We start from the raw sequence: 12,613 nt of genomic DNA on the forward strand, positions 1-12,613 counted from the left end.
CGGGCACGCGTAGGTCATCGGCCAAGGTGCCCCGGGCCGATGAACACCGGTGATCAGCGGCCGACTGCCCTCAGCGCAGAGCGAACCGGCCGATCGGCGGGCGGCCGTCGACCAGGTCGGCGGCCAGCTCGCCGATCAGCGGCGTGAACTTCGCGCCGTGTCCGGAACAGGCGGAGCAGACCACGAACGGGCCGCGGCGGTCGAGGACGAAGTCCTCGTTCGGTGTCGAGGTGTAAAGGCAGGTCAGCTCCGAGCGCGGGACCGGGTCGAGGCCGGGGAGCCACGCGCGCGCGTACGCGACCGCTCGCTCCCGGGCGGCCGGGTCGACGGTGAAGTCCCGGTCGTCCGCGGTCGTCACCGCGCCGTTCACGTGCTCGCCGACCTTGAAGTACGACCCCTCCGGCAGCGCGTAGATGTCGAGGGACGTCTCACCGTGCACGACCGTGGGCCACGGGCCGGGGTCCTTGCGGTCGAAGAAGAAGACCTGCTGCTGGGTCACGGTGAGCGGCGGGAGCGGCACCAGGCCGTCGAGCAGCGGACCGGTCCAGCCGCCCGCCGCGACCACGACCGTACGGGCGCGCCAGGTCCCGGAGTCGGTGATGAGGGTCACACCCTCCGCATCCGGCTTCAGGGCCCGGATCGGGGTGTCGTACGCGACGTGCGCCCCGGCGTCGGCGGCCAGACGGACCATGGCGGCCATCGCCGCCTCCGGGTCGAGGACACCGCCCTCCGGGTCGAAGACCACAGGGCCCTCGAAGCGGATTCCGGGCCAGCGGCGGGCCGCCTCGGCCCGGTCCAGCAGCTCGGCGGCGACGCCGTGCTCCTGGAGCAGGGCCGCCATGCGCTCGGGTTCGCGGGCGGGGCCGTGATCGACGCCGCCGGTCCGGGTCAGGAGGCGCTCCCCGGCCTGCTCTCCAAGCTCCTCCCACAGCCGCCCCGCCCGGCCGGTCAACTCGACGTACAGCGGGTCGAGGTAGGCGCGGCGGAAGATCCGGGCGCGGCCGTGCGAGCTGCCGCGCCGGTGGCCCGGCCCGTACGCCTCGAAGGCGGCGACGCTCCGTCCGCGCCGGCTCACCGCCCACGCCACGGCGGATCCCGCCAGTCCGAGCCCCACGATCGCCACGTCGATGTCGTCCATGCCCCGAATCATGCCTGCATAGAGGCTCGCGCTACGATATTTGCAGAATACAGATAAACCGTGGGAGGACTCGGTGACCCACCTCCGCCCCACCGCGACACGCGTCGCGGACACCGGCCGAACGGCACCACGATGAGCACGCCCGCAGCCGCCGCCTTCGGCTGTTCCGGGCTCGACGACGCGACTCTCGGCGCGCTTCTCACCAAGGCCGCCGCCCAGCGGACCGCGCCCGTACGGCTGATCGGCTCGGGCCTCCATGACCTGGCCGCCGGGCTCATCGCCGACGGCGTTCCGGTCGAGACCTCCGTTCCGCACCGGCGCGACGCCCACACCCTGCGCCGGGCGGTGCGCCACGCCGGTGGCAGCGCCCCGGCGCTCGACGTCGGAGAGCTCGACATCGACCTGCCGTTCCCCGATTCGAGCCTGGCCGTGCTCGTCTGCCGCCTCGACCCGAAGACCTTTCCGTTCCCGCGCCATACCGTCCGCGAGCTGGGCCGGGTCCTCGCCCCGGACGGCCTGGTCGTGGTGCTCCCCGGAGACCGGACGTCCTGGCCCGCGAGCCTGGTCGACGCGTGGGCCGCGGCGGCCGGGCTCGCGCCGCCCGACGAGCGTGCGACGGGCGGCGCGCTGCCGTTCGCCGGCGCGGTCTACCAGGCACGACACTGACCACCGACCGTGGCACACGGTGCGCCGCCGTCGACCGGCGGCGCACCGGAGCCGTCTCGATGCGCGCTAAAGATCCGCCACGGCCGGGATGACGTCGGCGCCGATCGCCTCGAGCGGCGTGACACGCCAGACGTCGGCCACGCCGCCGATCACCGAGTCGATGCCGAGCTCGGCCAGCTTCCCGAGCGTGTCGACGATCTCGCCCGTCTTCTCGCCCTTCTCGCCCGGGTCGAAGCGGAAGATGACGGTCTTCTCGATCTCGTCGTAGTCGCGCCCCTCCGCCGCGCAGTGCTCGCGCAGCACGTCGAGCTTGTGAGCCAGCTCCGGACCGGGGAACAGGTTGCACGCCTGGGCGTACCGGGCGACGAACCGCAGCGTCTTCCGCTCACCCGACCCGCCGACCATGATCGGCGGGTGCGGTCGCGACAGCGCCTGCGGCGAGTTGAGCGTGCGTTCGAGACCGTAGTGCCGCCCCTCGTACGGCGCGTCGCCGTCGTCCCACATCCGCAGGCAGATCTGCAGCGTCTCCTCCAGACGCTCGAAGCGCTCGGCCACCGGTGGGAAGGACAGACCGAGGCCGCGTGCCTCTTCCTCGTTCCAGGCCGCGCCGATGCCCAGCTCGGCCCGGCCGCCGGACAGCACGTCGAGCGTCGTCACGATCTTGGCGAGCAGCCCCGGTGGCCGGTAGACAGCCCCGGTGACGAGGGTGAGCAACCGGGCGCGGGACGTGTGCGCGGCCAGGAAACCGAGCGTGGTGTACGCCTCGAGCATGGCGTTCTCGGCCGGTCCGACCATGCTGATCTGGAAGACGTGGTCCATCACCGCGATCCGGTTGAAGCCCGCGTCGTCCGCCGTGCGCGCGACCCGGGCCAGGTCCGCGCCGAGGGTGGACGGCCCGCCGGGCCAGGTGAAGTCTGGAATCTGAAGTCCGATCTTCATCGGATCACCTCCACCCGCGATCCTGTCACGCGGCGGTGCGGATCTCTCACCCGCTTCCGACCGGAACCTCGATGAACCCCATCGACTCGTACAGCGCGCGGGCACGGGTGTTCTGGCCGGTCACGGCGAGGGAGAGCCGGTCGTACCCCTGCTCCACCAGCGACCCCATCACCGCCTCGATCAGCCGCCGGGCCAGCCCCCGGCCGGTGTGGGACGGCGCCGTGAAGACGAACGCCAGCAGGGGTACCTCCCGCCAGACCGTCACCAGGGCGGCCGCGACGGGGCGGCCGCCCTCCTCGGCCACGAAGGACGCCTCCGGCAGGAACGGCCCGTACTCGCCGTCGAAGGTGAGCCGGACCTCCTCGGTGGCCGACGGGACACCGTCCCCGACGTCCCGCTCGTCCGGTGTCCCCTGGTAGGCGTCCCACATCAGGGCGCCGAGCAGCGGGATGTCCCCGCGGGTCGGCGACCGGAACGAATGGTCCATCCGCACCCGGATCCCGTACAGCGACGCGTCGAGCCGGTACCGCATCGGCTCCGCCGGAGGGTGAGTCACAGATCGAGACTAGGCGGCGCGGGCCGGCTGGCGAAGGATCGTGCGCATCTTCTCCGGGTCGCTCTCCCGGATGTCGGACAGGTAGATCTCATGGTGCAGGCCGTTCGGCACCAGCCGGGCTTCCGTCATCAGGGCGTCCATCCGCGCGAGGCTCCGCGGCTCGTCGGCGTACGGCCCCCGGTGCAGGATCTGGACGCAGCGCCCCTCGGTGAAGGTGACGAGCTGGACGCGCGCTGCGGCCGGGTGCGGGGCGGCCTGCCTCGCCTCGTCGTACCAGGCGTCCTCCACCGTCTCCGGGAGCCGGACGAACAGGTGCCATCGCCACTCGTCGCGGGGGACGTCGAGCGGCGGCCGTTCGTCCTCGACCCACCATCGGCCCTCGAGCGGAGGCAGGTCGAAACCCCGCCCGTTCCGGGCGGCCAGGCCGCACAGACTGCCGGCGACGGCGTACAGCGCCTCGATGCTCGTCATGTGCTCCGGCCCGCCGGGCTCTCCTACTCCCGAGACGGACAGTCCCCGTACCGGCCCGAACTCCACGAGTTCGGGTTCTTCGGCGGCCTCGTAGCGGTTCATGCGTATTCCTCCAGTCGGATCATCAGGTGGGTCACGAGCCGCTCCGGTGGCGTGCTCGTGGGGTCGGAGACGTAGACCTCCCGCAGCGGCCCGACCGGCGTGTGCCCCCGGTCGCCCGTCCAGGCCAGGAGCGCGTGCGCGGTGAGGTCGATCTGGTCGTACGGCCCGACATGGGTCGCCGACGCGAACAGCCCGCCGGGCAGGACGTCCGCCGACGTGCCGGCGACGGCCGTGTCCGTCTCGGCGGTGACGGACACGACGATCTCCGGCGTGAGGTCGAGCGGGAACAGCCCGATCAGTGCCGGGCCAGCCCCACTGGATGCCGTCAGCGCCAGACCTGGATCGGTCTCGGCCTCCCGGAGCGTCCCGCCCGGACCGGTCCCGCCGGACGTCAACGCGCCGCCCGGACCGGCCCCGGCGGACGCCTCCGTGAGCGCGCCGATCAGGCGGGTCACGCACGCCGACGTCACCGCGCCGATCCGGTCCCACGTCGCGACGTCCCGTACGACCGCCACCCGCCGGGCCGGTTCGCGGACCAGGCTCACGGGAGGGCGGGGCAGCCCGTCGGCGAGGATTCGCTCCAGTGCCGTGAGGTTGCGGCGGCGGCGTGCGAGGTCGGCCTCCATCGCGTCCCGTACGCCGCCCAAGGCGCCGGTCCCTTCGGCCAGCACCTGACCGATCACCGGGAGCGGCACGTCGAGTGAGCGCAGCAGGCCGATGGCGAGGGCGGCGGGGGCCTGGTCGGGCCGGTAGTGCCGGTACCCCGTGTCCGGGTCGACGTGGGCCGGGGTGAGCAACCCCAGGTCGTCGTAGTTGCGCAGCTGTTTGACGCTGAGCCGGCACAGCCGGGCGAACCGCCCGATCGGCAGGTATCCCTCGTTCACGGGCATCAGCATGGTCCCTCCCTCAATGGGAGAGTCCAGCCCGGAGCCAAGCGCTCTCCTGAAGCCCCGCCCCGGAACGGTCGCCACGCATGCCCTGGAAACCCGTAATGTCGCATCCGTGGTCGAGCAGATGTGGCGGGCGGTGGGCGTCTTCCGGCTCGTCACCCTCGGCTACGCCGCAGTCCTCATCCTGCGGGACCACGGGCGGTACGCCCATCCTCTGGGCGGTCTCCTCGCGCTCGCCGTGATGGCGGCGTGGTCCGTGCTCGCCACGGTCGCGTACGCGCGCCCGTCCGCCCGGCGCCCCTGGCTGGTCGGCGCGGACGTGGCCGTGGCGGCCGCGCTGATCCTCGCCACGCGCCTGGTCGACACGGCCGCCCGTATCGACCACGGGGCCGCGACGCTGCCGGTGTCGTGGGCGGCGGCGTCCGTGCTGGCCTGCGCCGTCGCGGGCGGCCCGTGGGCGGGATTCGCCGGGGCGGCCGCCGTCTCAGCGGCCGACCTGCTCGAGCGCCAGGCTCTGCCGCGCAACACGTTCAACGGCATCGTGCTGCTGCTCATCGCCGGTACGGTCGGCGGCCATGTCGTACGGCTCGTGCTGCGCGCGGAGGCCGCCCTCGACCGCGCGGCCCGGCAGGAGGCGGCCACGGCCGAACGGCAGCGCATCGCGCGGGACATCCACGACTCGGTCCTGCAGGTGCTCGCGCTGGTCAGCGTACGCGGGCGGGAGCTCGGCGGTGAGGCCGCCGAACTCGGCCGACTGGCCGGGGAGCAGGAGGTGGCGCTGCGGTCGCTGGTCGCCACCTCGCCGACGCCGCCGACGGACGGCCGGGTCGACGTGCGGACACTGCTGGAGCCTCTGGCCGGCGACCGGGTCACGGTGTCCTGCCCGGCGCACGCGGTTCTTCTCCCCGAAGCGCCGGCGCGGGCCCTGGCCGCGGCGACCGGCGAGGCGCTCGACAACGTCCGCCGCCACGCCGGCCCGGACGCGCGGGCCTGGCTGCTGCTCGACGACGAGGGCGAGGCGGTCGCGGTGAGCGTCCGGGACGACGGCGTGGGGTTCGAGGACGGCCGCCTGGCCCGGGCAGCCGAGGCGGGACGTCTCGGCGTCGCGCAGTCGATCGTCGGGCGGATCCGGGAGCTCGACGGGGAGGCGAGTGTGACGTCGGCCCCCGGCAGGGGGACGGAGGTCGAGCTCCGGGTGCCCCGGACCCTGCGGAACGAGGTGGAACACCATCGACGCTGACACCCCGAGAAACGAGGGGAAACCCGTGGACGCCGACGCCCCGAGGGACGAAGGGGAACCCGTCGACGCCCACGCCCCAAGGAACCAGGGAGAACCCGTGGACACCGGCACCCCGGGGAACGAAGGGAAACCCATCGACGTCCACGCCCCGCTGCCCGTGCTGGTCGTCGACGACCATCCGATCTGGCGGGACGGTATAGCGGAGAAGCTGGCGGCGGCCGGCCTCACCGTGGTGGGCACCGCCGGCGACGGTGCCCAGGCGCTGCGCGTGGCGAGGGCGACGCGGCCGCGGGTCGTGCTGCTCGACCTTCACCTGCCGGACCTCCCGGGGGCGGAGGTGACCCGGCGGCTCCTGGCCGCCGACAGGGCGATTCGCGTGCTCGTGCTGTCGGCGAGCGGGGAGCGTCAGGACGTCCTCGACGCCGTGACGGCCGGCGCCACCGGCTACCTGACCAAGTCGGCGTCCCTCGACGAGGTGATCGCGGCGGTGCGATCGGCCGCGGCCGGGGAGGCGGTGTTCACGCCCGGGCTGGCGGGTCTGGTCCTGGGCGAGTACCGCCGCCTGGTCGGCGCGCCGGAACGGGAGACACCCCGGCTCACGAACCGGGAGACCGAGGTGCTGCGGCTGGTCGCCAAGGGCCTGACCTACCGCGAGATCGCCGAGCGGCTCGTGCTGTCGCACCGGACGGTGCAGAACCATGTGCAGAACACCCTGACCAAGCTGCAACTGCACAACAAGGCCCAGCTGGTCCGCTACGCCCTGGAGCAGGGCCTCGACTGAGTACTCCTACTCAGGCGAAGTCGGGCGATCGTGCTCAGGCGGGCGCGGCCGGGCCGGCGGAGCGCAGCGAGGCGGTCGGGCCGTTGAGGGAGTCGCGCCGGGCGGTGACGACCGACTCGGCGACCGTACGGACCTCGTCCTCGGCCAGCTTCCGGTACCCGTCAGCGGCACTGATGTTCCTGCGGTCACCCGGCTGACGATCCCCTCGGCATGGGCGGCCGGGGCCCGCTCGTCGTCGCTGCGATGAAGCTCCTTGCAGAGATTTGCTGCAATCACTGATGGAGCGGGCCCGTGGAGCTGCGGACCACCAGCTCGGGCCGGAAGACCAGCTCGGTGTGCGGGGCGCCCACCCCCTGGATCTCGTCCAGGAGACCGCGCACGGCGACCAGCGCCATCTCGCGGACCGGCTGGCGGACCGTGGTCAGCGGCGGATCGACGTACGCCATCAGCGGCGAGTCGTCGAAGCCGATGACGGACACGTCCTCGGGCACCCGCAGGCCGCGCTGCCGGACCGCCCGGATCGCCCCGATCGCCATCATGTCGCTACCGCAGCAGATCGCCGTGCACCCCCGGTCGAGCAGCCGCTTCGCCGCCGCCTCCCCGCCTTCGACCGTGAAGATGGTGTTGACGATCCAGTCGTCCACGTCGGCGGCCCCGAGGCGCTCGGCCATCCCCCGGCGGTAGCCCTCGGTCTTCCGGATGACCGGCACGAAACGCTCCTGGCCCACGGCGAGCCCGATGCGCCGGTGCCCCAGATGCGCCAGGTGCGCCACGGCCAGTTCCATGGATCCGGCCTCGTCGCTGGAGACGAACGTCGCGTCGACGCCCTCGGCGTAGCCGTTGATCAGCACGATCGGGAGCCCACGGTCGGTGAGGCGCTTGTAACGGCCGTGGTCGGCCTGCGAGTCGGCGTGCAGCCCGGAGACGAAGACGATCCCGGAGACCCCACGTTCGAGCAGGAGGTCGGTGTAGTCGTCCTCGTTGATGCCACCGGGCGCCAGGGCGCACAGCACCGCGGTGTAGCCGTGGACGGCCAGAGTGTTCTCGATGACCTGCGCGAACGCCGGGAAGATGGGATTGTCCAGTTCGGCGACGATCAGGCCGATGAGCCCGGTCCGTGACTGCCGGAGACGGGCGGGTCGTTCGTACCCGAGGTGGTCGAGCGCGTCGATGACCGCCTGCCGTGTCGCCGGCGCGACGCCCTGCTTGCCGTTGAGCACCCGGCTCACGGTCGCCTCGCTCACTCCGGCTTGGGCGGCGATGTCCGCCAGGCGCATGCTCACATGCTCGAATGTACAGCCGGACGAGACGGGGCCGATTGCTGCGCCATCAGGCTTCTTTCGCAAGCTTGCAGAAACTTCTTGCTAACCATCTGCCGAGGCGTTACCGTCGCGGCAACACAGCGGAAACACAGCGGCCGCCAGACCCTCGGGGGACCCCGCCCACTCCCCGCATCCCAGGAGGCCCCGCATGTTGAAACGCCTGCTGCCCGCGCTGGCCGTCGCGCTGGCGGCCACGATCGCGCCGGTGGCCCGCGCCGCCCCCGCCACGGCGTCGCCCACCGGCGATCACGACGTGATCGCCAACCTCTTCGAGTGGAACTGGAACTCCGTCGCCTCCGAGTGCACGAACGTCCTCGGTCCGCAGGGCTACGGCGCCGTCCAGGTCGCCCCGCCGGAGGACTCCCTCACGCGGAGCGGCCACCCGTGGTGGGAGGTCTACCAGCCCGCCGACTACGACGTGAACAGCCGCATGGGCACTCGGACGCAGTTCGCCGCCATGGTGTCGGCCTGCCACGCCGCGGGCGTGAAGGTGTACGCCGACGCGGTCATCAACCACATGACCGGCCAGGGAGACACGAGCTACGGCGGCAAGAGCTTCAGCAAGTACGCCTACCCGGGCATCTACTCCTCGGCCGACTTCCACAACTACCCGTCGGACTGCCCGGAGTCCGACGACCAGATCCACAACTGGAACGACTACACCGAGGTCACCAAGTGCGAGCTGAGCAGCCTGTCGGACCTGCGCACCGAGTCCGACTACGTGCGCGGGAAGATCGCCGGCTACCTCAATGACCTGCTCTCCCTCGGCGTGGACGGTTTCCGGGTGGACGCCGCCAAGCACATCGGCGCGACCGACCTGGCGGCCATCGAGGGGAAGCTGAGCAGGTCCGCGTACATCTACCAGGAGGTCATGCCCGGCAGCGGCGGCAGCCTCGCGCCCAGCGCCTTCGAGGGCACCGGCGACCTGCTGGAGTTCGTCTACGGCCAGAAGCTCAAGGAGCAGTTCAACGGCAGCATCGCCAACCTGTCGAGCTTCGGGCAGTCGTGGGGCATGGAGCCGAGCGGCAAGTCCGTCGTCTTCGTCGCCAACCACGACACCGAGCGGAACGGCAGCACGCTGTCCTACAAGGACGGCGCGAAGTACCGGCTGGCCACGATCTTCTCGCTGGCCTGGAACTTCGGCACCCCGCAAGTCTACTCCGGATTCGACTTCAGCGGCACCGACGACTCTCCGCCGGCCGACGCGAACGGATACGTGACCGACACGAACTGCGCGAGCGGATGGCAGGGCTGCCTCGACCGCACGCTCGGCGGCATGGTCGGCTGGCACAACGCGGTGACGGGCACCTCGGTGACGAACTGGTGGTCCGACGGCTCGAACCAGATCGCCTTCGGCCGCGGCACCAAGGGCTACGTCGCCATCAACAACTCCGGCAGCACCCTCAGCCGTACGTTCGCCACCGGCCTGCCCGCCGGGACGTACTGCGACGTCATCGGCGGCGGCGTGTCCTCCGGCACGTGCACCGGCACGGCCGTCACGGTCGACGGCTCCGGCAACGCGACCTTCTCCGTGAGCCCGGGCAGTGCCGTGGCGATCGACGTCGCGGCCACCGGAACCGGCGGCGGCACCGGCGTCGTCCAGGTGACGTTCAACGAGTACGCGACGACCTACTACGGGCAGAACGTCTTCGTCGTCGGCTCGATCCCCGCGCTGGGCAACTGGGCTCCGGGCAGCGCCGTCGCGCTGTCGTCCGCGGGCTACCCGACCTGGTCCGCCGCCGTGTCCCTGCCGGCGAACACCACCTTCCAGTACAAGTACATCAAGAAGAATCCGGACGGTTCGGTCACCTGGGAGTCCGATCCCAACCGGTCGTACACCACCGGGTCCGGCGGCACCGCCACGATCAACGACAGCTGGCGCTGACCCCCGTAGGCGCCCGGGACGCGTTGCGTCCCGGGCGCTCGCGCGCGCCCGGCGTCTTAGCCGCTTCGACAAGATCGATTGGAATGTGAAGCGCGCGAAAAGCCGTGGGAGCGCTCCCAGATTCCGGTTTCGTTCCTGTAACGACCCATTGCGCCCCATTCGTGACGGGCTTAACATCTCGGCAATCGAAGCGCTTCGACAGGAGCGGGACCTTGGTAAAGATCTCTGACGTGGCCCGCCACGCCGGCGTCTCCCCCAGCACGGTGTCCTATGTTCTCAGCGGCAAACGGTCGATCTCCGACCAGACCCGCCGCCGGGTCATGGACAGCATCCGGGCCCTGGGCTACCGCCCGCACGCCGGGGCCCGCGCGCTGGCCAGCAACCGCTCCAACGTCATCGCCCTCGTCGTCCCGCTGCGCTCGGGCATCCACGTGCCGATCGTCATGCAGATGGTGATCGCGGCCGTGACCACGGCCCGCACGTACGACCACGACGTCCTCCTGCTGACCCAGGACGAGGGCGTCGGTGGCCTCGAGCGGGTGGCCGGCTCGGCCCTCGTCGACGCGATCCTCGTGATGGACGTCGAGATGCACGACGTACGGCTGCCGGTGCTGCGCTCGCTGGACCGGCCGTCGGTGCTCATCGGCTTCCCCGCGGACCCGTCGGGGCTGACCTGCATCGACTGGGACTTCGAGGCGGCGGGTGCGGCCTGCGCCGAGCACCTCGCCGACCTCGGGCACCGCGAGATCGCGCTGATCGGCGCTCCGCCCGCGGTGTACGAACGCGGCACCGGCTTCGCCGAGCGTACGAAGGCGGGCTTCCAGCGGGCCGCCGCCGAACGCGGCGTCCACGCGGTCGTCCGGCCCTGCGACCCGGAGCACGCCCGGGAGACCGCCGCCGACCTCCTCCGGGACCATCCGGGCCTGACCGGCATCGCGGTCCACAACGAACCGGCCGTAGAACCGCTGCTCACGGCGTTCCGCGCGAGCGGGCGCCGCATCCCGGACGACCTGTCCGTGATCGCCATCGGTCCCGACGACCTCGCGGCACGGCTCGAGCTCACCTCGATCTCCATCCCCGCCGAGGAGTTGGGCCGGCAAGCGGTCGCCCTGCTCATGGACAAGTTGAACGGCGACCAGGCACCTGGCGCCACCCTGCTCCCCTCCCGCCTCGTCGCCCGGTCCAGCACGCCGGCGGCCTGAAACGTGACCGACCTGGAAACCCGAACTTCTCGGCGCCGTTGAAGCGCTTCGACGTTTCGCACACCCCCTGGAGGAATTCCGATGTTCAAGGCGACAAAGGCGCTCGCGGCACTGACCGCGGGTCTGCTGGCCCTGTCCGCGTGCGGCGGCGGTGGCGATAAGGGCTCTTCCTCGAAAGAGCTGAAACTGTGGCACTACGAGACCGCCGACAGCGCCATGGGGGTGGCGTGGAACCAGGCGATCAAGGAGTTCGAGCAGACCCACCCGGGCGTCAAGGTGAAGTTCGAGGAGAAGGGCTTCGAGCAGATCCAGAAGACCGCCCCGATGGTGCTGAACTCCAAGGACGCCCCGGACATCCTGGAGTACAACAAGGGCAACGCGACCGCCGGCCTGCTGTCCAAGCAGGGGCTGCTCACCGACATCAGCTCCGAGGTGACCAAGCGCGGCTGGGACAAGATGCTCCCGGCGAACGTCGCCGAGACCGCGAAGTACGACGCCAAGGGCATCATGGGCGGCGACAAGTGGTACGGCGTCCCCAACTACGCCGAGTACCTGCAGGTGTATTACAACAAGGCGCTCTTCGACAAATACGGCGTGAAGGTGCCGACGACGTTCGACGAGTTCACCAAGGCGATGGACACCTTCGCCGGCAAGGGCGTCACCCCGCTGTCCAACGCGGGCGCGGAGTACCCGGCGCAGCAGTACCTCTACCAGCTCGCCCTCAGCAAGGCGGACCGGCCGTGGGTCGACCGGTTCGAGCGCTACACCGGCAAGACCGACTTCCACGACCAGGCCTGGACGTACGCCGCGAACACCTTCGCCGACTGGGTGAAGAAGGGCTACATCGCCAAGAACTCGTCGGGCATCAAGGCCGAGGACGCCGGCACCGCGTTCATGGCCGGCAAGTTCCCGATGTTCTTCTCCGGCAGCTGGTGGTACGGCCGCTTCGAGAAGGAGATCAAGAGCTTCCAGTGGGACACGTTCCTCTGGCCGGGCAGCAAGATGACGCTCGGGTCGAGCGGCAACCTCTGGGTCGTCCCGAAGGGGTCGAAGAACAAGGACCTCGCCTATGACTTCATCAACATCACGATGAAGAAGGAGATCCAGAACACCCTGGCCAACAACGGCGGCGTGCCCGTCGCGGGCGACCCCGCCGGCGTCACCGACCCGAAGAACAAGAAGCTCATCGAGAACTACCAGACTCTCGCCAACAGCGACGGTCTGGGCTTCTACCCGGACTGGCCGGCACCGGGCTACTACGACGTGCTCGTGGCCGGGACGCAGAAGCTCATCACCGGCACCGCGTCGCCGAGCTCGGTCCTGGACGGCTTCGCCAAGCCGTACAACGAGAACCTCTCGAACATCGGCCACTAGCGACACCGCCGACCACGGGGGGCGGACCGGCCCGGCCGCCCGCCCCC

12 protein-coding genes are annotated in these 12,613 nt (G+C 71.1%); 6 read left to right on the forward strand and 6 right to left on the reverse strand.

What is annotated here, in order from left to right; translation table 11 throughout:
- Positions 1–70: 70 nt before the first annotated feature.
- On the reverse strand, positions 71–1,138 hold the full coding sequence (locus tag ABEA24_RS31960; protein WP_345435211.1) for an FAD-dependent oxidoreductase: 1,068 nt from the start codon (positions 1,136–1,138) through the stop codon (positions 71–73).
- Positions 1,139–1,270: 132 nt separating this feature from the next.
- Between ABEA24_RS31960 and ABEA24_RS31965 the strand changes: the two genes are divergently transcribed.
- Positions 1,271–1,804, forward strand: coding sequence for a class I SAM-dependent methyltransferase (locus ABEA24_RS31965; RefSeq protein WP_345435213.1), 534 nt, complete (start codon positions 1,271–1,273; stop codon positions 1,802–1,804).
- Positions 1,805–1,870: 66 nt separating this feature from the next.
- Here ABEA24_RS31965 and ABEA24_RS31970 read toward each other — a convergent pair whose 3' ends face one another.
- From ABEA24_RS31970 to ABEA24_RS31985, 4 genes are read right to left on the reverse strand one after another with little or no spacing between them, the layout of a single operon-like run.
- Positions 1,871–2,743, reverse strand: a complete 873-nt coding sequence (locus tag ABEA24_RS31970) for an LLM class F420-dependent oxidoreductase (RefSeq protein WP_345435215.1) — start codon at positions 2,741–2,743, stop codon at positions 1,871–1,873.
- Between the two features lie 46 nt (positions 2,744–2,789).
- The gene (locus ABEA24_RS31975) at positions 2,790–3,299 is read right to left on the reverse strand and encodes a GNAT family N-acetyltransferase (RefSeq protein WP_345435217.1); all 510 of its coding nucleotides are present in this window, start codon (positions 3,297–3,299) and stop codon (positions 2,790–2,792) included.
- Between the two features lie 9 nt (positions 3,300–3,308).
- Complete coding sequence (locus tag ABEA24_RS31980) at positions 3,309–3,872, reverse strand: GyrI-like domain-containing protein (RefSeq protein WP_345435219.1); 564 nt, start codon at positions 3,870–3,872, stop codon at positions 3,309–3,311.
- Entirely contained in the window at positions 3,869–4,768 is a 900-nt protein-coding gene (locus ABEA24_RS31985; protein ID WP_345435221.1) for a MerR family transcriptional regulator, read from the reverse strand. Before ABEA24_RS31985 ends, ABEA24_RS31980 begins: the two co-directional genes overlap by 4 nt.
- Positions 4,769–4,874: 106 nt before the next feature.
- Here ABEA24_RS31985 and macS point away from each other — a divergent pair, with 106 nt between their 5' ends.
- Both macS and ABEA24_RS31995 read left to right on the forward strand, forming a co-directional pair.
- On the forward strand, positions 4,875–6,002 hold the full coding sequence (macS, locus tag ABEA24_RS31990) for a MacS family sensor histidine kinase (RefSeq protein WP_345435223.1): 1,128 nt from the start codon (positions 4,875–4,877) through the stop codon (positions 6,000–6,002).
- Positions 6,003–6,162: 160 nt separating this feature from the next.
- Positions 6,163–6,783, forward strand: coding sequence for a response regulator (locus ABEA24_RS31995; protein ID WP_345435501.1), 621 nt, complete (start codon positions 6,163–6,165; stop codon positions 6,781–6,783).
- Positions 6,784–7,055: 272 nt separating this feature from the next.
- Here ABEA24_RS31995 and ABEA24_RS32000 read toward each other — a convergent pair whose 3' ends face one another.
- Positions 7,056–8,060 (reverse strand): LacI family DNA-binding transcriptional regulator, encoded by a 1,005-nt coding sequence (locus ABEA24_RS32000; RefSeq protein ID WP_345435503.1) that lies wholly within the window; start codon positions 8,058–8,060, stop codon positions 7,056–7,058.
- 193 nt (positions 8,061–8,253) lie between these two features.
- On the opposite strand from ABEA24_RS32000, the gene ABEA24_RS32005 reads away from it, so the two are divergent.
- From ABEA24_RS32005 to ABEA24_RS32015, 3 genes are all read left to right on the forward strand, one after another.
- On the forward strand, positions 8,254–9,990 hold the full coding sequence (locus ABEA24_RS32005) for a carbohydrate-binding module family 20 domain-containing protein (RefSeq protein ID WP_345435225.1): 1,737 nt from the start codon (positions 8,254–8,256) through the stop codon (positions 9,988–9,990).
- Between the two features lie 212 nt (positions 9,991–10,202).
- A complete protein-coding gene (locus ABEA24_RS32010) occupies positions 10,203–11,192 on the forward strand; it encodes a LacI family DNA-binding transcriptional regulator (protein WP_345435227.1) in 990 nt (329 codons plus the stop codon).
- A gap of 81 nt (positions 11,193–11,273) precedes the next feature.
- Positions 11,274–12,566, forward strand: a complete 1,293-nt coding sequence (locus tag ABEA24_RS32015; RefSeq protein WP_345435229.1) for an extracellular solute-binding protein — start codon at positions 11,274–11,276, stop codon at positions 12,564–12,566.
- Positions 12,567–12,613: the final 47 nt, after the last annotated feature.

The organism is Actinoallomurus vinaceus, assembly GCF_039542055.1.
GTDB classification, from domain to species: Bacteria; Actinomycetota; Actinomycetes; order Streptosporangiales; family Streptosporangiaceae; genus Actinoallomurus; species Actinoallomurus vinaceus.

Coding starts and splice junctions, on each gene's coding strand:
- ABEA24_RS31960 (WP_345435211.1), bottom strand. CDS start 1,138: ATGGACGACATCGACGTGGCGATCGTGGGGCTCGGACTGGCGGGATCC.
- ABEA24_RS31965 (WP_345435213.1), top strand. CDS start 1,271: ATGAGCACGCCCGCAGCCGCCGCCTTCGGCTGTTCCGGGCTCGACGAC.
- ABEA24_RS31970 (WP_345435215.1), bottom strand. CDS start 2,743: ATGAAGATCGGACTTCAGATTCCAGACTTCACCTGGCCCGGCGGGCCG.
- ABEA24_RS31980 (WP_345435219.1), bottom strand. CDS start 3,872: ATGAACCGCTACGAGGCCGCCGAAGAACCCGAACTCGTGGAGTTCGGG.
- ABEA24_RS31985 (WP_345435221.1), bottom strand. CDS start 4,768: ATGCTGATGCCCGTGAACGAGGGATACCTGCCGATCGGGCGGTTCGCC.
- ABEA24_RS32000 (WP_345435503.1), bottom strand. CDS start 8,060: ATGCGCCTGGCGGACATCGCCGCCCAAGCCGGAGTGAGCGAGGCGACC.
- ABEA24_RS32005 (WP_345435225.1), top strand. CDS start 8,254: ATGTTGAAACGCCTGCTGCCCGCGCTGGCCGTCGCGCTGGCGGCCACG.
- ABEA24_RS32015 (WP_345435229.1), top strand. CDS start 11,274: ATGTTCAAGGCGACAAAGGCGCTCGCGGCACTGACCGCGGGTCTGCTG.